General features: G+C 54.1%; 24 protein-coding genes and 1 pseudogene. 11 read left to right on the top strand and 14 right to left on the bottom strand.

The features are described from left to right. Nucleotides 1–91: 91 nt before the first annotated feature. A complete protein-coding gene (locus HU738_RS03495; RefSeq protein WP_186600990.1) occupies nt 92–532 on the top strand; it encodes a hypothetical protein in 441 nt (146 codons plus the stop codon). A 388-nt stretch (nt 533–920) separates the two neighbouring features. On the opposite strand, the gene HU738_RS03490 is transcribed toward HU738_RS03495, so the two are convergent. Then, on the bottom strand, nt 921–1,109 hold the full coding sequence (locus HU738_RS03490; protein ID WP_186600989.1) for an antitoxin Xre/MbcA/ParS toxin-binding domain-containing protein: 189 nt from the start codon (nt 1,107–1,109) through the stop codon (nt 921–923). Nucleotides 1,110–1,548: 439 nt separating this feature from the next. Here HU738_RS03490 and HU738_RS26280 point away from each other — a divergent pair, with 439 nt between their 5' ends. After that, nucleotides 1,549–1,647 carry a DUF7706 family protein gene (locus HU738_RS26280; RefSeq protein WP_437182020.1) on the top strand — a complete coding sequence of 33 codons (99 nt, stop codon included), beginning with the start codon at nt 1,549–1,551 and terminating at the stop codon, nt 1,645–1,647. A 99-nt stretch (nt 1,648–1,746) separates the two neighbouring features. Here the strand turns inward: HU738_RS26280 and HU738_RS03485 are convergent, their stop codons facing one another. From HU738_RS03485 to HU738_RS25915, 3 genes are all read right to left on the bottom strand, one after another. Further along, nucleotides 1,747–2,112, bottom strand: coding sequence for a histone-like nucleoid-structuring protein, MvaT/MvaU family (locus tag HU738_RS03485; RefSeq protein ID WP_186600988.1), 366 nt, complete (start codon nt 2,110–2,112; stop codon nt 1,747–1,749). A 73-nt stretch (nt 2,113–2,185) separates the two neighbouring features. Then, the gene (locus HU738_RS03480; RefSeq protein ID WP_186600987.1) at nt 2,186–3,364 is read right to left on the bottom strand and encodes a hypothetical protein; all 1,179 of its coding nucleotides are present in this window, start codon (nt 3,362–3,364) and stop codon (nt 2,186–2,188) included. Further along, complete coding sequence (locus tag HU738_RS25915) at nt 3,364–3,690, bottom strand: hypothetical protein (RefSeq protein ID WP_225923386.1); 327 nt, start codon at nt 3,688–3,690, stop codon at nt 3,364–3,366. Before HU738_RS25915 ends, HU738_RS03480 begins: the two co-directional genes overlap by 1 nt. 295 nt (nt 3,691–3,985) lie before the next feature. On the opposite strand from HU738_RS25915, the gene HU738_RS03475 reads away from it, so the two are divergent. Next, nucleotides 3,986–4,318, top strand: coding sequence for a DUF7693 family protein (locus HU738_RS03475; RefSeq protein ID WP_186600986.1), 333 nt, complete (start codon nt 3,986–3,988; stop codon nt 4,316–4,318). 213 nt (nt 4,319–4,531) lie between these two features. Here the strand turns inward: HU738_RS03475 and HU738_RS03470 are convergent, their stop codons facing one another. Together HU738_RS03470 and HU738_RS03465 are read right to left on the bottom strand one after the other, a co-directional pair. After that, entirely contained in the window at nt 4,532–4,741 is a 210-nt protein-coding gene (locus HU738_RS03470) for a hypothetical protein (RefSeq protein ID WP_186601158.1), read from the bottom strand. Nucleotides 4,742–4,913: 172 nt separating this feature from the next. After that, nucleotides 4,914–5,123, bottom strand: coding sequence for a hypothetical protein (locus HU738_RS03465; protein WP_186600985.1), 210 nt, complete (start codon nt 5,121–5,123; stop codon nt 4,914–4,916). 255 nt (nt 5,124–5,378) lie between these two features. Here HU738_RS03465 and HU738_RS03460 point away from each other — a divergent pair, with 255 nt between their 5' ends. Both HU738_RS03460 and HU738_RS03455 read left to right on the top strand, forming a co-directional pair. Next, nucleotides 5,379–5,768 carry an NUDIX domain-containing protein gene (locus tag HU738_RS03460; protein ID WP_186601157.1) on the top strand — a complete coding sequence of 130 codons (390 nt, stop codon included), beginning with the start codon at nt 5,379–5,381 and terminating at the stop codon, nt 5,766–5,768. A gap of 97 nt (nt 5,769–5,865) precedes the next feature. Continuing rightward, entirely contained in the window at nt 5,866–6,558 is a 693-nt protein-coding gene (locus HU738_RS03455; protein ID WP_186600984.1) for a DUF421 domain-containing protein, read from the top strand. Nucleotides 6,559–6,617: 59 nt separating this feature from the next. Here HU738_RS03455 and HU738_RS25910 read toward each other — a convergent pair whose 3' ends face one another. Beyond that, nucleotides 6,618–6,977 carry a hypothetical protein gene (locus HU738_RS25910; protein WP_225923385.1) on the bottom strand — a complete coding sequence of 120 codons (360 nt, stop codon included), beginning with the start codon at nt 6,975–6,977 and terminating at the stop codon, nt 6,618–6,620. A 261-nt stretch (nt 6,978–7,238) separates the two neighbouring features. Here HU738_RS25910 and HU738_RS03445 point away from each other — a divergent pair, with 261 nt between their 5' ends. Continuing rightward, nucleotides 7,239–8,033 (top strand): OBAP family protein, encoded by a 795-nt coding sequence (locus tag HU738_RS03445; protein ID WP_186600983.1) that lies wholly within the window; start codon nt 7,239–7,241, stop codon nt 8,031–8,033. A gap of 177 nt (nt 8,034–8,210) precedes the next feature. Here the strand turns inward: HU738_RS03445 and HU738_RS03440 are convergent, their stop codons facing one another. Next, nucleotides 8,211–8,402, bottom strand: a complete 192-nt coding sequence (locus HU738_RS03440; RefSeq protein ID WP_186600982.1) for a hypothetical protein — start codon at nt 8,400–8,402, stop codon at nt 8,211–8,213. Nucleotides 8,403–8,500: 98 nt separating this feature from the next. Further along, nucleotides 8,501–9,409, bottom strand: a complete 909-nt coding sequence (locus tag HU738_RS03435) for an alpha/beta fold hydrolase (protein WP_186600981.1) — start codon at nt 9,407–9,409, stop codon at nt 8,501–8,503. 349 nt (nt 9,410–9,758) lie between these two features. Here HU738_RS03435 and HU738_RS03430 point away from each other — a divergent pair, with 349 nt between their 5' ends. Beyond that, nucleotides 9,759–10,130 carry an isochorismatase family protein gene (locus HU738_RS03430; RefSeq protein ID WP_225923384.1) on the top strand — a complete coding sequence of 124 codons (372 nt, stop codon included), beginning with the start codon at nt 9,759–9,761 and terminating at the stop codon, nt 10,128–10,130. A gap of 44 nt (nt 10,131–10,174) precedes the next feature. Here HU738_RS03430 and HU738_RS03425 read toward each other — a convergent pair whose 3' ends face one another. Beyond that, nucleotides 10,175–11,722 carry a sensor histidine kinase gene (locus HU738_RS03425; protein WP_186600980.1) on the bottom strand — a complete coding sequence of 516 codons (1,548 nt, stop codon included), beginning with the start codon at nt 11,720–11,722 and terminating at the stop codon, nt 10,175–10,177. Nucleotides 11,723–11,904: 182 nt separating this feature from the next. Here HU738_RS03425 and HU738_RS03420 point away from each other — a divergent pair, with 182 nt between their 5' ends. Further along, nucleotides 11,905–12,243, top strand: coding sequence for a response regulator (locus tag HU738_RS03420; protein ID WP_186600979.1), 339 nt, complete (start codon nt 11,905–11,907; stop codon nt 12,241–12,243). 69 nt (nt 12,244–12,312) lie between these two features. Here HU738_RS03420 and HU738_RS03415 read toward each other — a convergent pair whose 3' ends face one another. From HU738_RS03415 to HU738_RS03405, 3 genes and pseudogenes are all read right to left on the bottom strand, one after another. Next, nucleotides 12,313–12,723 (bottom strand): response regulator, encoded by a 411-nt coding sequence (locus tag HU738_RS03415; protein WP_186600978.1) that lies wholly within the window; start codon nt 12,721–12,723, stop codon nt 12,313–12,315. Nucleotides 12,724–12,806: 83 nt separating this feature from the next. Continuing rightward, nucleotides 12,807–13,157 (bottom strand): HhH-GDP family DNA glycosylase, encoded by a 351-nt coding sequence (locus tag HU738_RS03410; protein WP_225923383.1) that lies wholly within the window; start codon nt 13,155–13,157, stop codon nt 12,807–12,809. Nucleotides 13,158–13,630: 473 nt separating this feature from the next. Beyond that, a pseudogene (locus tag HU738_RS03405) lies at nt 13,631–13,954 on the bottom strand (TIM barrel protein); the annotation flags it as partial. 1,473 nt (nt 13,955–15,427) lie between these two features. Here HU738_RS03405 and HU738_RS03400 point away from each other — a divergent pair. The 3 genes from HU738_RS03400 (at nt 15,428) to HU738_RS03390 (ending at nt 17,236) form a co-directional block, all read left to right on the top strand. After that, nucleotides 15,428–16,018 (top strand): DUF6338 family protein, encoded by a 591-nt coding sequence (locus tag HU738_RS03400; RefSeq protein ID WP_186600977.1) that lies wholly within the window; start codon nt 15,428–15,430, stop codon nt 16,016–16,018. A 331-nt stretch (nt 16,019–16,349) separates the two neighbouring features. Then, nucleotides 16,350–16,772 carry a hypothetical protein gene (locus HU738_RS03395; protein ID WP_186600976.1) on the top strand — a complete coding sequence of 141 codons (423 nt, stop codon included), beginning with the start codon at nt 16,350–16,352 and terminating at the stop codon, nt 16,770–16,772. A 107-nt stretch (nt 16,773–16,879) separates the two neighbouring features. Continuing rightward, nucleotides 16,880–17,236 (top strand): antitoxin Xre/MbcA/ParS toxin-binding domain-containing protein, encoded by a 357-nt coding sequence (locus HU738_RS03390; RefSeq protein ID WP_186600975.1) that lies wholly within the window; start codon nt 16,880–16,882, stop codon nt 17,234–17,236. Between the two features lie 97 nt (nt 17,237–17,333). Here HU738_RS03390 and HU738_RS03385 read toward each other — a convergent pair whose 3' ends face one another. Beyond that, nucleotides 17,334–17,813 (bottom strand): hypothetical protein, encoded by a 480-nt coding sequence (locus tag HU738_RS03385; RefSeq protein ID WP_186600974.1) that lies wholly within the window; start codon nt 17,811–17,813, stop codon nt 17,334–17,336. Nucleotides 17,814–17,850: the final 37 nt, after the last annotated feature.

Genomic DNA, 17,850 nt, shown 5'->3' with positions numbered 1-17,850 from the left:
CTTGATAGCTTGCATCATAGATCTGATAGACCGTGGAGTAGGGTTAACGCAACATCATCACTCGCGACTTAATAGCGAAGCAAATCGCATAATGGGTTGCGAAGTTTTGTTTGACTGCGACTCGCCGCTGGAAATGAAAGCATCGCACCACGAACAAAAAATTGCAGCAAATTGGAGGTTTCACCGTAACAAATCAATCGAACTTGCCTTCAAGCTCAAAATAATAAAAAACGCCCAATACCCGGTAAATCTTTACGGACGTAATTCTTACTACAGCTGCTATAAAGTAACAAAATTCGGAAGAATATTTCGAAAGATACCAAATAGCTTACAATCAAGCCTCATCGCTAGTTTTATGGTTATCGGTCGTGTATCTGAAGTCGCAACACGTTTTAAGTGGGTCGCAGGGATTGCCAGCTTCGGCATGCTGGCAGCCAAAGTTTGGCACTCAGGTCTGATCAGTAGCTGGTGGATTGCGGCAAGTGCTGCTACCGGACTAGTGGTTGGATTTCTAGCTACGCTTTGGCGTTGACTGAGAAAAAATGAGTTCGGCGCTAGGCATCTGACCCTTGCTCAAACTGCTATCACCCCGATGCATATCCGAAAACAGATTCGCGACACTCTTGCATTGCCGGATTTTGTTCATAAATGGCAGAGGCATTTGCCCCCCGAGGCTCAGTTAGACGCATTCCTACATTACCGACCTCTACACCATTTTCCGTTAAGCCTATCCGGCCATACCTTGACTCTACCTACAGCCGCAAGCATCACCATCGCGGTGTGAATCCGATGGAAAGGCAATCGCCGCGAGGTGTTACTTTCAACATTGTCAGAAAAACCAAACAATACTTTAGGTTTTTCAGATCATGAGCGAGGGAAGACGAATATCTAAGCTATAGCTTAGTTTTTCGGACGCGTTTTCAAGCATATCCATGCTCGATTTGGGTCAGCACCTCCATCACCCGCTCCAAGCTTTTCTGGTCTTTCACAAAATCAATTGCTGTCATGCCGTTGAATGAGTGCTTTGGCGTCGACAACCACACAGCTGCCTTGGCTTTGTCGCCAAACACCTGCTCCGCCTTTTGCCACAACAGATCAAAACCTTGCACATCCCACCCCCGTTGATGCCAGGCCTTCGAAGACTAGTTTAGGCACACGTTCAGGTGCGGCATACCGAAAAGCGTCGGCTCAGCGCCCCAGCCAGGTAGATGCACCATCATCGGACGCCGAAGCGGCCAATAGCGGAAATCAGACTGGGTGCTCAAACACCCTGCGATGAGCCGATAAATTGATGTCTGCAGTCGGTCGAACACCATCACCACCCCCATGTGGCAAAGCGAGTCTACCCCCCTACTAAGACTTTTGGTCTACGCGCTTCGGAAGCGGCCACCATACTACCGATAGCCCAGAATGGAGCCACCCCATGACTAGGCCGACTCAGCCGTCACCGTGACTTTTGAAATAGATGGCCGCCAGGCGGATGCCGAGTTGAACCATGGGGAAACCTTGGCACTTGCTCAATGCTTTAAACGGCTAGATTGAAGTGAGGTGCGCGGGTGCGCAGTAAATGATGAAGCCTATGTAATCCGAACCGCCGTTGGAAAGAGGCAGGATGTCCTAGCACGTGGTGGGTATGCACCCCGCTAAATCCTTTCGGGATCGCACAAAACTAGGGCTGCTGCAGTGGGGGTCACACGCAAAAAACGGCCTATCAGGCCGTTTTTTCATTCAAACTTCGATCGAATCTTAGGAAACCCACGACTCGACAACATCAGAACCGTACTGCGCTTTCCACTCCTTCAGCAGCTTGTGGTTGCCGCCCTTGGTTTCGATGATTTGGCCATCATGCGGGTTCTTATACTGCTTTACCTGCCGTTCACGGCGCGGTGCTTTTTCTGTAGCAGCAGGAGCGGCTGCGCGGCGGCCCGCTTGGGGATCCAAGATGTTAATGATGTCCCGGAGGCTGTAGCCATACTTGGCCAACAGGTCGCGCAGTTTGGTCTCAAACTCAATTTCTTTTTGCAGCTCGCTGGAGCCTTTCAGGGCTTCCAGTTCAGCCAACTGGGCTGCCAACTTTTGCTCAAGCTGACGGAACTCTGCCAAGCGCGACATGCGAATACTCCTAAATGGGGTGAATGACCTGTAGAGAATCCTAACGCAGTTTTAGTTCACACCCTAATGAAAATCAGGGCCACCAGTCCTCGACTTGCTTGCTACTGCTCCAGTAACCGTATTCTGAGCTCGGTAAGTCCACAGATAGGTCAATAACTTTCGGGATATCAACTTTTAATGGATCAAGCAGCTCAACTTGTTGGGCAGCCCAGCTAACCCACATCGCCAATGAAATTTGAGTTGCTTCATCCTTATGCGAAGCTTCGACTGTCGCCTGGATGAACGCTCGCAGCCGCTGAGCGCGCTCCCAGCTTTCCAGATTTTTCATCAGATTCTGACGCAGCTTGTCCAACCGACGCTGCTGGTCAATGCCCTCTTTACGCACCCGCTCCTCTTCTGCCCTTCGGCGGCGACTAGCTTCATCGCATAATCGTTGGGCTTTCACGGAAGCGGCAATACGAACGAAACCTGTCACGATCTGACCAAGCTTCGACTCAAGCTTTCCTGTCTTGCTGTCAGTCCAAGTTTTTTGAATGAGTACCTCGGATCGCGCATCGACCATAAGGGAAAACACACCAGTGGGTTCCCATCCAAAGCGAGCGGCCCTCATCGCGGCAAAATCAGGCTCCCATCGCTGGCCAGGCTTGATAGGTTTAGGAGCAGGCGGTGGAATATCGAAGCGCTTTATGCGCTCTTGGATCGTGATCAGTAGCTCTTCCCCGTCAACTCGTACGAAACTACCTTTACTACCTACACCCCAGCTGTACCCCAACGACTCACTGGCTTTGATCAAGCTGTCGTAGAGAAGCGCGCAGCGATCCACCTCATTCCGGGATATGTGCGAGCTCAATACCTTGGTTTTGTCAAATACCAGTGCACTGTTGAGCTCTTTGGCCTTGCTCGCTGCACTAAGCCATTTTTTTACCAACGGATGGGGATCAGATAACTCCGTTGGCACGATCAACATCTTTGGGTCTTTGACCAAATTTTCTGGTCTCAGCTTGGCAGCCTTCTCGACATTGAGAACGTGAAACGTGACAGGCGTGGTAGAGGCTGGAGGCTTCGGACGACGCGGGCGCTCCGAGACCGGCTTGGCCCAGTGACCCCGGGTAGGCAGCGTAATGCCCGCTTTGCGGCAGGCCTTCGACAAGCCCACATCCGAGACACCTATTTCCTTTGCGATGATGAGAACAGGTCGCTCCCACACCATTTCAAATAGCTGTTGAGGTGTGAAGGTCTTTTCGACGTACATTACTCACCCTTTGTGGCATCCAAAGCGTTGTACCAATCAGCGTATGGCGAATGGTCTATCCGACAGCGATTGTAGTCCGGGCTGCCGTCGTCCCACCAAACGGGCCCCCGCTCGCCCAGTTCTACCTTGGCAGCATTCACTCGCGCACGCGCAGAACTGAGCATCCTCAAATCGTCAGCGCGCTTGGCCTCTTTGACATCTCGTCGAGCATCCATCAGGTCATGCACAAGGCGTTGCCGCTCTTGCTCAGTCAGCGAAGGGTTCGTGCAGCGCCAGAGCTGACCTTTGACAACAAAATAGCGTCCGTCTGGTGTCGTTGGATGCATAGCGCAGATCTCGTGGGCGATACATGAAGGACACCGGATATGACTTAAAGGCTTCATACCGGAAGAAGACGGATCGCCACATTGCCTGAACTGTCGTTCGTGGGAGGCAGCGCAACCTGCCGGCTGCATGCACGAGACGGAGCAAGCCAGCTTTCACTAGCGCCATGGAGCACATTTGTACTCCTGCCTCTTCCTGTCGCTACATCCACCAAACTCCCCTACCCTGCGTGTTTTCCGGAGCCTCTTTGACACAGGGTATTATCGATGGCTGATCACTGAGAGTCACAGGCAGCGTATGACTGAACATAACCAGCACGACGTACCGTCAGGCGCTTTGACGGCGCGGGACGTCAGCCAGGTGTTGCGAGAGGCGGTGTTCGGGCGCCGGACAATGACCAAGATTGGCAGCCAGTCCTGGGAGCAGGTTAACGCCTGCCACTTCGAAGTGGATATAGAGGGATGGCGGATCACGATCTACAACGACTGTGATGAGCTGGACTATTGCGAGCGGTGCGTTAGCCCGGATGGGCAGCGCTGGGATTTCGATCCTGGTGACCGGACAGATCCGGTTGCTCTGTTATCGACTTGGGAGCATCAGACACTGGAGCGTATGTTGAAAGCCCTGTAGAGCAATGAGGGGGTGCCCTCCCTGGCCCGGCTGTCGTGAACCGAGCCAGCGCCTAGCGACGTCTCGGCCCTTCGGGCTTCCATCCGTCACGCCGCCGCGCTACGCCCACGATTTCTCACTTTTTCTCCTCTCAAATTACCCCATGCCGCTAGAACGACTTGGCCTTCCAAGCGGCACCCCTTGACCAAGTGTTACGGCGTTAGGTGGCTTTTACTAGTGACTAGTCTCGGATGGGCCGCCAAGTGCGCGCAGCTGATAGTCAGTAACGGCCTGAAACCTATGCTCAGCCAACAGCCGCAGGCGCTCAAGCTCCGCCCCGCTGACACCGTTGGCTTGCGCCTGGTGATAACGTTTCATAGCCTCCACGGCATCGGTGTACATCGGATGATCAGGAGGCAGAACGTTGTTGGGTTCCTTCGCCATCATGATAGTCCTCTGGGTCAATGGGATTAGCTGAACCATAGCCTCTAGGTTAGCTTCTGCTGTACCGTTTTCGGACGCTATGCCGGAGGGCAGATTTGTTTAGCGCAGCCTTGCTATCAGAATTGCTATCAGAATTGCTATGTTTAGTGGTCTGATGACGGCACATGTCGGATTAGTGCACTGGCTCGCCGAGAGCACCGACTTTGTGCAGTTGGTAGTCAATCACGGTCTGGTACAGGTGATCCGCCTGGACGCGAAGGCGCTCGAGATCAGCTTCTGGTCGTCCCTGTGCTATTGCCTCGTTGTGGGCTCGGATAGCCTCCAGCGCTTGCTTCAGAAGAGGCTCACCTGCTTCCGCCATTCCCAGCAGTGTTCGCTTCATTTGGTTACCTCTGCGTAGTTAATCATTCAATGTCGCGTTCTATGGTATGGCTCTTAGCCCCTTCCGGGGATATGCAATGTGACGCAGCCGCATGGCCAGGTTCCATCGACCTGGGCATTTGCTAGTCCTAGGCATACTGAAGGCCCAAGGCAGTACAGATATTGGCACTGCCGAGGTCACCAGTGAAACCGTTCAACGCCTCGCATGAACTTTGGCGTGCTCGCAAGGCCTTCCCTGCATAGCGGAGGAGCCATGATGAACCAAGCACGAGAAATGCACGCCACTGTCATCTGCCTGCAGGAGAGCAAAATTCTCCTTGTACGAAAAGAGGCACCTGAGTGGTCGTTACCAGGCGGGAAGATTGATCCAGGGGAAACCCAGTTCGAGGCTGCGAGCCGCGAATTGCAAGAAGAGACATGCCTGCAACTGACCGGCGCTCAGTTTCTGGGTCACCATATCCTCACCAACGAAGAGCACTGGCTCTACCGAATGACTGTCAGCCAGTCAGCGGCGCCCACTCCTTCGCATGAGATCGTCGAGTGTCGTTGGTTCGAAGTTGATGATCTGACGCACCTATCCCTTAAACCGACCAATCTAGAGCTACTCAGACGCGAAGGCTTCGTGGTCGAACGCGACCGGAATTGATCTTCTTTTGATCTCAAGGCTCTCTACAACGAACGAGTAAGCGCTAGGGAAGCGGCCTACCCGATGCTCGATCAATAACTAAAAAAAGGAACAGAGAATGGTCACATTCGATCTGCAACGGATGCTGATAGGCGAATTTCCAATGACCTTCCTCCTAGAGGTTGCCTTGCGGGTTTCTGCAGCATTCCTAGCCGTGTTCTTCTTCTTGAAGTTCAGTGGTCGACGCGGAATCAGGCAGCTCTCCCGATTCGAGCTCGTGGTGATCCTCACCTTGGGCTCAGCCGCAGGCGATGTGACTTTCTACGAAGATGTACCCCTCCTTCCGGTTGCATTGGTTTTCCTCACGCTTTTGCTGCTCTATCGCGGAACCGTCTATATGATGAGACGCAGCAGAACATGCGAGGCCTGGATCGATGGATTACCCATCACGGTCGTAAAGGACGGCATGTACGAGATCCATTCCCTGCGAAATTTGAACATTTCGTCGAACGAGCTCTTCATGGAGCTGCGCCAACAAGGCGTGGAGCATCTCGGCCAGGTTCGACTGGGCCTATTGGAAACTGATGGCGATCTTAGTTTGTATTTCTATGGGCCAGATGACACCCGGCCAGGGTTATCAGTGCTGCCAGTCGAACATCGTCCAGAGTACCTAGCGCCGCCGAACGCTGGCCTACATTGCTGCGTCAGCTGCGGCTTCCCAGTCTTCCATGAGCCTCAGGATTCAGTCGTCTGTGAACGCTGCGGACATAACGTCTGGTCACCTGCACTGGATACCTTACGCAACCGCTAGACCACATTTTCGCCCTTGCTCTCCCACACGACGCCATCCCACCCGGGCGGGTTTTTAGCCTACCAATGCTGATCAGCTTGGACGGAGTGGGCGTACATCAGTGCTTCGTCCGCGAGCTCCAACATATCGGCCAGGGTTCCTGAGTCCACGGCATGCGTATCACGTAATGCATATGCTTGATGCAGAAGCTCTCCGTGATGTTTCTTAGGTGCAAGGAGCAGGGCCTCGGTGTCGTTGAGCAGCTGCCGCCACTCTTGGATCGACATTACCGGCAGATTGGTGCCTGTCATGGCGGTATTCTCTATTGCTGTATAGGCATACAGTATTCGGAAAATGCCTGGCTGCATAGGCAGTGCGGACGAAATGCGCCTGCGATGGGAGTCAAGGTTGGCCGAAATTGAGCAGGGCTTGCCCAGCATCCCACAAAGCCTGGTTTCGGCTTACACAGCTTGGGTTCACGCAAGCGGTTTGCGATAGCCCGTTCCCGATACTATTCACGTCCTTTTCACATAACGTGTGGGAACGTTAGCTATCCCTACGTGTGTTAGAGCTCCCTTGCCCGCCTAGCAGCGGGCTTTCTTTTGCTCGCAATTCTTCATCGACTCGGGCCATTCGTCCGTTGGGCTGTCAGCTTCATCTGCCAAGACTGTCCTCTAAGGACACCAGCCAGAGCCTTTCTCATGCGACAGCTATTCCAAACGATAACCCTTCCCCTCGCCTGCACTCTGCTGTGGGCCTGTTCCGCTCCCGAAACGAAGTCTCCTGTGGAAACACCAGGCAGGCCCGAGTCTGCTAAAACCCAGTTGCTGGAGGCCGGCGCTGCAACCCTGCAATCCAAGCCGCCCATTGAGGCCATCAACGCCTACCTGGATGGCTTTCACTTTTACAACGGCCATCCGGACGTGCAAATGGAAGCGCACCACTACTGCTCGATCCTCAATGAGGATGTCATTCAGTGTGTGATATTCGACGGCAATACCAAGGGTGCGAAGATAATGGGCGTCGAGTACATCATCGACGAGAAGCTTTTTGCCGGATTACCACCCAAGGAGAAGGCGATGTGGCACAGCCATGGTTACGAGGTCTCCTCTGGGCAATTGGTCGCCCCTGGCATTCCTGCACCTGCTGAGCATGCTCTGATGGAGCGCTTGGCGCATACCTATGGGAAGACATGGCATACCTGGCACACCGATCAGGACAAGGCGCTACCTGTGGGTGTGCCGCAGTTGATGATGGGCTTTACCGCAGATGGGCAGGCTGACCCGGCGATGGTCGAACAGCGCAACCGGCGCCTGGGTGTGGATGCTGCGAAAACCAAAGCCGAGCGGGCTGACATTCGTATTCCTGATGCAGATTCACAGGCGGATGGCTGGCAGCACGGTAATGTCATTCAAATCACCGATCCAACCGGTGCCCATGTACATCGCTCTTCAACTGCTACCCCAGCCCCTACAAATAGCCGATCCAGCCAATAGCGCCTGCATCAGCTTTAAGTGAATGGGGCCTTGGGCGAGTCCCCCTTCGGGAGAGCGGCTGTCGTGTACCGCACCCCTGGCGCTGCCAGGGTCACGGCCCTACCGGGCTTCCATCCTCTCGCCTCCGCCCCTCCATGGGCTGCGCGCTCCGCTTGCGGTGGTAAGTCGGAACGATTGTCATCGCGCAATATCCTGCTTGTAGCGTTCCGCGTATTCCTGCATGACCATGAAAACGACGTTCGGGATCATCATGATGGTGATCATCCCCCAAAATCCGACTATCCCCCAGCCATGTAAGGCAGCGCCCAAAGCGATACCCAGCATTGAGAGCAGTACCTGCGACCACACGACCTTCCTTTGTCCCTTCATTCGAGTTCCTTGAGTTGACTCGTACAGCATTTTTTTCGGTTACAGCCTACATATCGACCCAAGCGCAACAGCTAATCGCGGGTTAGGCCAAATGGGATTCACTTGCTGAGAAATGTCAGAACGGTGCGGGCAAAGTTCTCCGGCTGGTCAAGCATTACGAAGTGAAAACTGCCGTCAATGCGCTTTAACCGGATGTCCCGTGCTGAGGTATACGCCTGATGGAACATCGCATCCACGCTGGATGAAGGCACGCCATACATTGGGTCATATGCGTACACGACCTCCACCGGCACGGTGATGCGGCTGAGTTCAGGTCGCAAATCGGTGATCATCAATTCATAGAAAGCATCTGCCACCGTTCTGCGATCCGAGCGGATACTCTCAGCGACCAAACCTGGCCTAAACGCTTCATTTTTAACAAGCCGAGCGATGGATGCAGTTTGCATGGCTTCGTTTTGATCAGCAGATGCAGCCATCAGCGAATCACGGATCACAGCAGCAGGCGCTGTAGCAGTTTCGGTGGTGGCCGAAGGGTCGACTAACAAGCTGTAAAAGGGAAGCGCATCAACGATCAGCAATCGGCCCACCTGATCGGGATGGCGAGCTCCAAGCATCAAAGCTGCCTCTCCTCCCAGAGAGTGACCGATGATCACCGGTGCCTTGATCCGCTGAGAGTGGATGTAGTCAGCGATCTCTTCGACCGCTGGAGCAATGACTTTCCCCTTGGTTTCGGATACGGCAGGAGACCCGGCGAAACCTGCCAGCTCAACTAGGTGAAGGCGATAGCTTTGCCTTAATTTGGGGACTAGGTCATCCCATACCTTTCGAGACGATGCCAGGCCTGGGATCAATATGACGTCCTTGCCGGAACCTTCGATCTGCACAGAAATTCGCTGCAGGGTGGAATGCTCTGCTGGCTGGGACGATAGGCCTGCTGATGCCATTACCGGCCCTGTCATCAACGAAAGCGTGGTTCCAATCAGCGCCATGATTCTTCCAACGCCCATCAGACCCGCCCTTCTACGCAAAGCACTGCAAATTTTGCAGAATATTCACCTGTGAAAATAGTCGGCGTCATAGTCTCTCCTTGACCGCTGGCAAACGGACAGTATAAGGGCTTCAAAGCGCGGTGAAACCGATAATCCGAGGTTCAGCTTGAGCCAAGGGGTTAGCTGTGACAGAAAAGTAGGCGTCCACCCAACGCACCTTGCGTGAGCTGGTCGGAGTCCACTGACTGGTAGCACCCCGTCCTTAGTGGCCTCTTTGTCAGCACCGGCACCCTAGCGCGACTGCGCTACTTGTTGATGGGAATACGTTGCAGCACACTAAGCCTCCATCGTAAGGAGACGACCCCGCATGAAGGACACGCCTAGCATCCCCCTCATTATCCTCGATGTTCAGGATGCTATCGATCAGCCTGTATGGAATGGTAAAAGCCACCCTGGCTATTTATCCGTTATCCAACGCCTTCTTCGGCACTGGCGATCAAATGGCTGGCCTATCCTTCATGTGAAGCATGATGAAGAAAATCCCACCTCCAGCTATTACGTTCATGGCCCTTGGAATGGGATCAAGAAAGAAGTGGCTCCGGTAGAGGGCGAGATTGTCATCATCAAGCATGAGAACTGCGCATTCATAGGAACCCAATTGGATGCCATTCTCAAAAGCATGCAAGTAAAACGCATTGTTTTGACGGGCGTTGTGGTTCACAACAAACGGTCTCGTTAATCTGTCTGGGCTAGGCCATTGGGACGCATTCAATCGCCTGGTTTCTAAAGTTTGAAGCGGACGTGGATACAGCTTTTACGATCTGACCGATCCACCTCAACCGCCCCGCTGCCGTAGCCGGAATAGCTTTTGACCAAGCGCATGCCGAGGCCAGTGCCCGTCGGCTTAGGGTAATTATCAGGGAATCCATCGCCCTCATCCCTGACGGTGAGCAGGGCATGGTCGCCGGCATGCTTGACGCTCACCTCGATGTCGCCCTTGCCATACTTAAGGGCATTCGTTATCAGTTCAGAAATCACCAGCCCCAAGGGCGCCATTCTTTCTGGGGGGAGTACGAAGTCGTCAGCCTCTAGCGCAATTTTCCGGTCGGCTAAGGCTCTACCCAGATCCCCCAGCAGAGCAGTGAGGTAATCACGAGCAGGAAGTTCTTGTTCTTCGGCAGCTTGGTACAGCCGCTCGTGAACCGTTGCAATGGTCACCACTCGGCCTGCGGCGGTTTCAAGTTGCAATTTGACCGCTGCATCAGGCGTGAGATTGGCCTGCAGCAACAGCAGTGTGTTTACCAGGTGAAGGCTGTTCTTGACGCGATGGTGGATCTCTTCGAGATAGAGGTCGCTTCGGTTTTGCTTGCTATTCTGGGCCTCGATGAGCGACAGCAATTGAGCTTCATATTGATGACGCTCGGTGATATCTCGCGATACGGCAATCATTCGCTCGACCTTGCCGTCCGCTCCGAGGATCGGCGCCACCGTCACGTCCCACCATTTTGGATCATCTGCAGATACGGGGTGATATGCCTCGAATCGAGCGGTTTCCCCGCCGCTTACTTTTCCCATAGCGTCGCAGACAAGTGAGCGAGATTCCTCGGGCCACAAGTCTTGCCACCGCTGGCCTTTCACGTCCGCCAGCTGGGTAGCCAGGAAGAGTAGCCCCGTTTCGTTCATGAACTCTAACTCGCCACTTGAAGTCAGGATCTCGACCCAGTCAGGACTCGCGTTCAGAAGGGTTTCCGAATACGGATCGGGAAGAGGGATATCTGCTCCCGCAGATATTCGCTCAAGGGCCATGGAAATGACGTTCGAGATACCCTCCAAAAATACGAGATCGCTCTCTACAAAATCGTCCCCGTCACTGCTATCGGCTTCGAGAACGCCAAAGGGGCTAAGTACGCCCCGGATCGGGACGTTGATAGCCCTTTCGATTCCGTATTTCTTCAGCAGCTCTGGTGTTCGGAACCGGTGCTCCATGCCCAGATGGTTAGAGAGCACTGGCCTGTAGGTTGCCAATGCATAGCCTGCCGGGCTTGCTTCATCGGCACCCACGGTAGCCTGACCGATGTCAGAAGCGTCCCAGCCCACACCGTGTGACAAGATGAAGCCTTCCCCCTCCTCAGCCGGCTGCAGCACCTTGGCGAAGCGAGTGCTCATCCCTTCAGCGACGACTTCACAGGCATGGGTCAACAACACATCCAGGTCAGTCACTTTCAAGGACATCACGCCGAACTCCACCACCAGTTCATGTTGGCGGTGCAGGCGAATGTGGGTCTTCTTCAAGGCCGCTCGTATGGTTTCGTCAGCTGGCAGCTGCTGCATAGTCTTCCCTTCAGATTGACGGTATACGCCCCGGAACCGTACATACCGCGAAGGCGGCTCGCTTGTCGCCTTTCTACGATAGCCGCTAATCCCAAGCGACGCTTGGCGCACCACTCATCGCTTCGGAGCAACGTCGTATGGCCGGGAGGCCCTAACGCATACCAGAAGCGAGCTAACGACGCATGACCAAAACCATTTTGATCGTAGAAGACGACGAGCTACTCAGAGATCTCACCGCAGAGAGTCTCTCGTCACTTTACGCGGTAACCATTACGTCCACGGCAAATGCTGACGAGGCGCTTCACCACCTTTCGCATGAAGAAACCCCTGCATTGGTAATGAGCGATATCCACATGCCTGGCAGCATGGACGGATTAGGTCTGGCGCACGTTATTTGGCGTAGGTGGCCTACCCTACCCGTGATTTTGACGTCAGGACACGCAATCATCGATACCCATTTACTTCCGGTGAGGGCGGCATTCCTGCCCAAACCGTGGGGATTACCGATCTGGCCTCGCTGATTAACAAGCTGGTAACCCTGCCGGCCAGCGAGGCTTAAGCAAACCATGGGGGGCGCAGATGACTAACAATCACTCGCCTGTATCTAGGGTATCAGCGCTGAGTGCCTTACCTATTGCGTCTGCTAGCTGATCAATCGACCATGGCTTGAACAGGTAGATCACAGGAGGGGTCACCTGCGACGCGTCCAGCTGATAGCCCGAGGTCAGGATCGCGGGCAGCCCAGGCCACCTCTCATGGGCCAAGGAGATGAATTCCATTCCCTGAATGCTTCCAGGTACACCGTGATCCACAACGATCAGCGAGCATTCATTTTTGAGGCCCAACATGTTGATCAATGCATCTTCTGCGTTATAGAACGCAGCGCAGGCGGCGCCCAATTCGCTAAGAATTTCCACCAGCAGGGCTCGAAGCGTCGGATCGTCTTCTATGACGATCACTGTCTTCCCTAACAGCGACAAACCCTTGATGTCGAGCCTCATCACCCACTCCAGTCCATAGTCCAATCACTGAGTGTTTCACTCATATGTCCGCACGTCGATGGGGGCTATGGGCCACCCGCTGCTCAGCGGCCTACCAACGTCGTCAATTGGGCCCGGCCTTCGCGCAGGAATATCTCCACCGTCTTAGGGCCTATACCCTCAAACTCCATTAGCCAGCGTTTAAAACCCTCAATGCCTGTGGCTCCTTGCAGTGCCTCAAGTTGGGCAGCCAGTTCCACCTCAAACTTGTTGGCAAGGGCATGTAACCGTCGGGCGGTGGATTCGTCGTATCGTGTATACCCGGCCTGACCGAGTAATCTGACAAGTACCGAATGAGAGATTTGGACAAGCTTCAGCGGCGTATCCAGGCCTTGCTCATGGACGAGGGCTTGGTATGCCTTCACGGCCACGGTTGAGCGGATGGGCTTGCCCATGAGAAAACTGGCCAGCAACCATTTGAACAGGCCAAGGTCACGGATGCGACATCCAGGAGCATTAATTTTGAGCTCGCGCAGATCCAGCCCTGCAACACCAATCCCACAAGCAAGAACTAGATGATGTAGCCAAGCTCGATATTCAGATTCGGCTCTCCCTCACTGGGGACACGCAGTTTTTCAACGAGATCTATGAGTAATCAGGCTTGGTCAGCATTGAAGACGCCTATGGAAACGCCCAAGTGAATCAGTCACTCCTAATCATCTTTCGGGGGGTGTGGCCGGATCGAACCCTGGCATTAGGCTCACTTTATGCAACGAGTACACTCTTCTGATAACAGAGACACTGCGGCAGAACTAGCGGCTGCGCCGCTCAGCCGCTAGCGCTTAAAATCATAACCCTCAGGATGCGGGCACGGTTTCTATATGTGCCTCAAGCGCTTTGGTTGCTCGATCCCCCATCGGAGTGTCTGGTCAGCCACACTCACACCAGACATGAGGTGCACGTTGGCGCAACCGAGTGCTTTGGCATACTGCACGGCTACCTTCAATCCATGACGAAACTCTTCTTCTTTCCCCGGAACGGCTGCAAGGCCCTTGGTCTCACCAGCAGGGGCGGCGAACTGAACAAGCGTCAATTGGTACTCTTGAAGCAGATCTGCCAACACCGAAGCGTCGTGGTCATAAGGCGAAGGAAACTCTACGGCTTTGAAGCCTACCCGAGAGGCTGCAGCGAAGCGCTGGAGAAATGGAACCTCAGTGAACTGGAAACCTAGGTGCGCGTTGAAGTTGAGCATTGGGTCGTTCCGTCATTTGAAAAGATTTGTCCGTTTGGTTGCACCAAGGATGCGTGAGCCATCGTAAGGGGCCGCCATGCTCCTGAGAATTGTCGAGTGGCGAACAGATCTTTCTCCTGACACGAAGCCTGCAAGACTCCAAACGTACGAGGCTATTACCCGCCTCGGCTGCACCCGATCAACCGGTAAGCCCTTCACAACCCCAAGTCTCCTGCGAATAGAACATCGCGAAGAACGGTCGCGCCCTGCTGCTCAAGCACGATCCTGCGAAGCAGGTACTCACAGAGGTATGAGCGAAGGCGAGAGCGCAGTTCAACGCAGGCATCCGATTGTCCAAAGTTGTTCCTGGGCCAGCGCAGGCTCAGCTCTCGCTTCAACGTCAGTAGTGCTCCCCTACCCGTTGTACTCTCGTAGACCCTGGTGAGGTCATCGAAGCCGGCTGCGCGCTTATAGGTAGCCAGCGCCTCTCTCAAGATTGCGCTCAGCGAATCACCGTATAGCTCCCACGCATGCGTCCAGATCTGCTTTTCTGCATCACTATCCAACGGTAACCTCTCTGCCAACCGCATCGTGATCATCAACGGCAAACGGCATGATCACATCCACACACCTCACGAACGAACAGACACATGCTCATCCAACTTGACTTAAACCAGAACGATCTGGAGGCCCTGTTGCGCCACTGCCAGACTCACCAGCCAGGCACCGGTGACGCGCGTGAAGACCAACGCTTGGCGGACGCGCTAGAAACCTTGGAAGAGGCGTTGGAAGTGGCTAACACTGCTCGATAGTCTCCGATCGCCAATACGGGCATCAATATATCGGTTAGCCGAGGAAAGGCTATCTCTGCAGCCGATGGCCTTGCCAACCGACTCCACAGGTGTTGTCTGACACGGGTACGCTTGAAGACGCAGTTGTCCCCCTCAAAATTTTGGAGACCGTGCAGTAGGTTTGAAGCCAAAGCGAAAGCAGCGGCCTGAAGGCCGAAGAGACGATCTCCCTGGGAACCCAGCCTTGCCTTCCGGCAAGGCCATCCAGGCTAAAATCTTTCGAAGATCAAAAGCGGCAAGCTGGGCCAACAACAAGGCTTTGCTCGGACATTTGCAGTGAAGCTTCAACTGCAGCTTTTCCTTTTGCTCTCAAATATAAGAACTCCGTCTCGCTTTAAAATTTTCAAGAGGGGGGGGTGTCAAATCCGTCGCGACTCAACAAATATTGTCGCGTTTAGACATCTTTTGGGTTTGCCCTACGATCTAGAGTCTCACCGTTACTCAGGCCTCATCACGTGTGGCTGACTGGCAACCCTACATCCCGATCGACCTCACTATGGGCTTCCTGGGTTAATGGTCAACACGACGTTTGAGCTTAACCTGGGTGCAGCCCAAGACAAGGTGGGAGATCCGAAACCTCGCCCCTCGGTGGGCAGTTTGATGGCACACTGTCCCACTATCAACAGCGGTTACTGGGGAAGTTATGGATATTTGGGCAGCCGATAAGCTGATCCTGTTTATCGCCTTTGTCATTCCGGGTTTTATCAGCATCAAGTGCTATCAGCTCTTCCACCCTGGGGTGATACGCAATGCAGCAGACCAGGTAGTCGATGCCATCGCATACAGCTGCATCAACTACGCGTTGTTCCTGTGGTTGATTTTCGCGGTAGAGGACAGCGCGCTGCGTACTGCACACCCGATCCTATACGGGCTGTTCTACGTAGTGGTTCTGCTGATAGGCCCCGTCATCTGGGCGGTCATGTGGCGATGGATGCGATCCTGGGAGGTGTTTCAGAGGAATGCCCCCCACCCTACTGCCAAGCCTTGGGATTTTGTGTTCCAACAGCGCAAACCCTACTGGGTGATAGTGCATCTCAAGGGCGGAGGTATGATCGGCGGGCTTTACGGTGGACGGTCGTTTGCATCCAGCGCCCCGGCTACAGAGCAGATTTACCTTGAGCAAGAATGGATAGTTGAGGATGGTGGCCTGACCCGTGCTGTAGAGTCCAGCGCAGGTGTACTGGTCAGTGGTTCAGAGATAGCTCACATCGAGTTTCGCCAATTCCGAGGGTAATTGCATGAGCGATAAGGGACAGATCATTGGTAATGGGTATCAGCCTGAACTCCTGAAAAAGGGGTACCAGCCTATAGAGCATGTGCCGCTCAACCGCCCAGAGCCAGGCGCGGGGTACCAGCCGACCAGCCAAGGCGATAGCCCTTCGAATCCTCCCACTCCGCCCAAAGGGCGGTGAGAGCTAAATCTGTTGAGTGAAGCTGTCGCTTTCGATTCAAGGCCCATGGATGGGCATACGCTTGCTGGAAACTAAGCTAAAGCTTAGATTTCCCCGCGCCTCGCCTCATCAATCGCCAAAACTAAGCTCTAGTTTAGATTTCACAGGTGAATCATGGAAAAGACTGGACTACCGAAGATCGATTGCGATGGGCGTCATCAATCGTCTGAGTCCCTCCCACGAGCAGCTCAACATGATTTGCCGTTGTGTCCCAATCGAATGATCATTGCAGTCGAAGCTGTCCGGGGTATTGGCTTCGCCTTAGAGTTACTGCGTGAGCATCTGCATCTTCGTGCCTCTGCTGGGCTCGTCTACTCTCAGGACGCGAATTGCTATTTCCTGCAGCTAGACGACCTGGATCGTTTTGAGAACAAAAGAGTTGGAATGATCGATGCGGTGTCGACGATGCCAATTCGCTCTGGTGAGATTTTTCGGCAAGAGATCTCGACCTGGACGTCATTGGAAATCTCTCGCGTAATAGAGCCAGACCAAGTGAAAGCACTGACTGAGCTCGGGCTTGTTTCGACATCAGCATGAGTGTCCCCATGTCTGGGTCGAGACGGGGAAGCAGACAGCCCCGACCAGGGTCGGCCTGTCACTGGACTGGCTGGTTTGAGCGTTGATTTTTGCTTGAAGGAATTGACATGCTGATTGTGCTCGATCTGAACGTAAACGACGCAGAGGCTCTCTTGCGCCACTGTAAAGAGCACCAACCAAACAGTGACGATTTTCGAGAGGACGCCCGTGTCAGAGAAGCGTTGGAGACGCTCGAAACCGCGCTGGACAATGCGATGCGCTCGTCGCCGGGAAACGGCGAGTCAAAAGAGGCGATCGCCCCCCGGCTGCTTGAGGCAGCAGCTGAATTATTTGGTGATGAGGCCCTCGCGATAAATTGGCTATCGCTACCTTTGCGAATCCTAGGCCAGAAACGCCCAGTTGATCTGCCCGTCCAGGATGCCATCGCGCTGATCAGGCGCTTGGAAAATGGTTATGGCGCCTGAGAAACCTTCGCTCTCAGTTGATGCAGCAGAGAGAGACACCGATGGCCGATCAACCAGCTGAGCCGAATCCAGCTTTACGCCCTCCCCAAGGCTCTAGTCATACATAGTTGGCCTGGCCCCCCCTTGATCGCTTGAGATCGATCAGGGCATCAAAAGCCTCTCTGCTCGACAGGCCATCTTTCAGCCGCGTTGCTATAAATTCTGCATCCAGCGCAGCGGGGTCAAATTTTTCACGGGCGTACCTTACAAGGTCAAGCCAAAGTCTCTGCGGTAGAGCTGTTCGCTGACTGTCACGGCACCCATAAGCAGGGAGATTGATCAGACGAGGCTCTAGGTTAATTATCTGGTCACAGGCGCGACTTAAGACGCAGAAGAGTACATCGCTCATCTCGACCGGGGGATGATGCGGGCAGCGCATGATGATTTGCATGGGCGCATCAATATCGACCTTTTGAAGAGCGGTCAGGCGCTTCACTTCAACCTCAAAAGCCTCAGCCCCAATGGTTGCTACCAGCCGTTCAACAACTTCCAACTGGGACTGCTCACGATGCTCAAAGCCACTGATGTGCTGTTCCATCAATGTTAGCTCCTGCCTTTACGATGCATATTGACCT

The organism is Pseudomonas vlassakiae, assembly GCF_014269035.2.
Taxonomy (GTDB): domain Bacteria; phylum Pseudomonadota; class Gammaproteobacteria; order Pseudomonadales; family Pseudomonadaceae; genus Aquipseudomonas; species Aquipseudomonas vlassakiae.
Note: the sequence above shows the minus strand (reverse complement) of the source record. Positions and strands in the feature narration are given on the sequence as shown.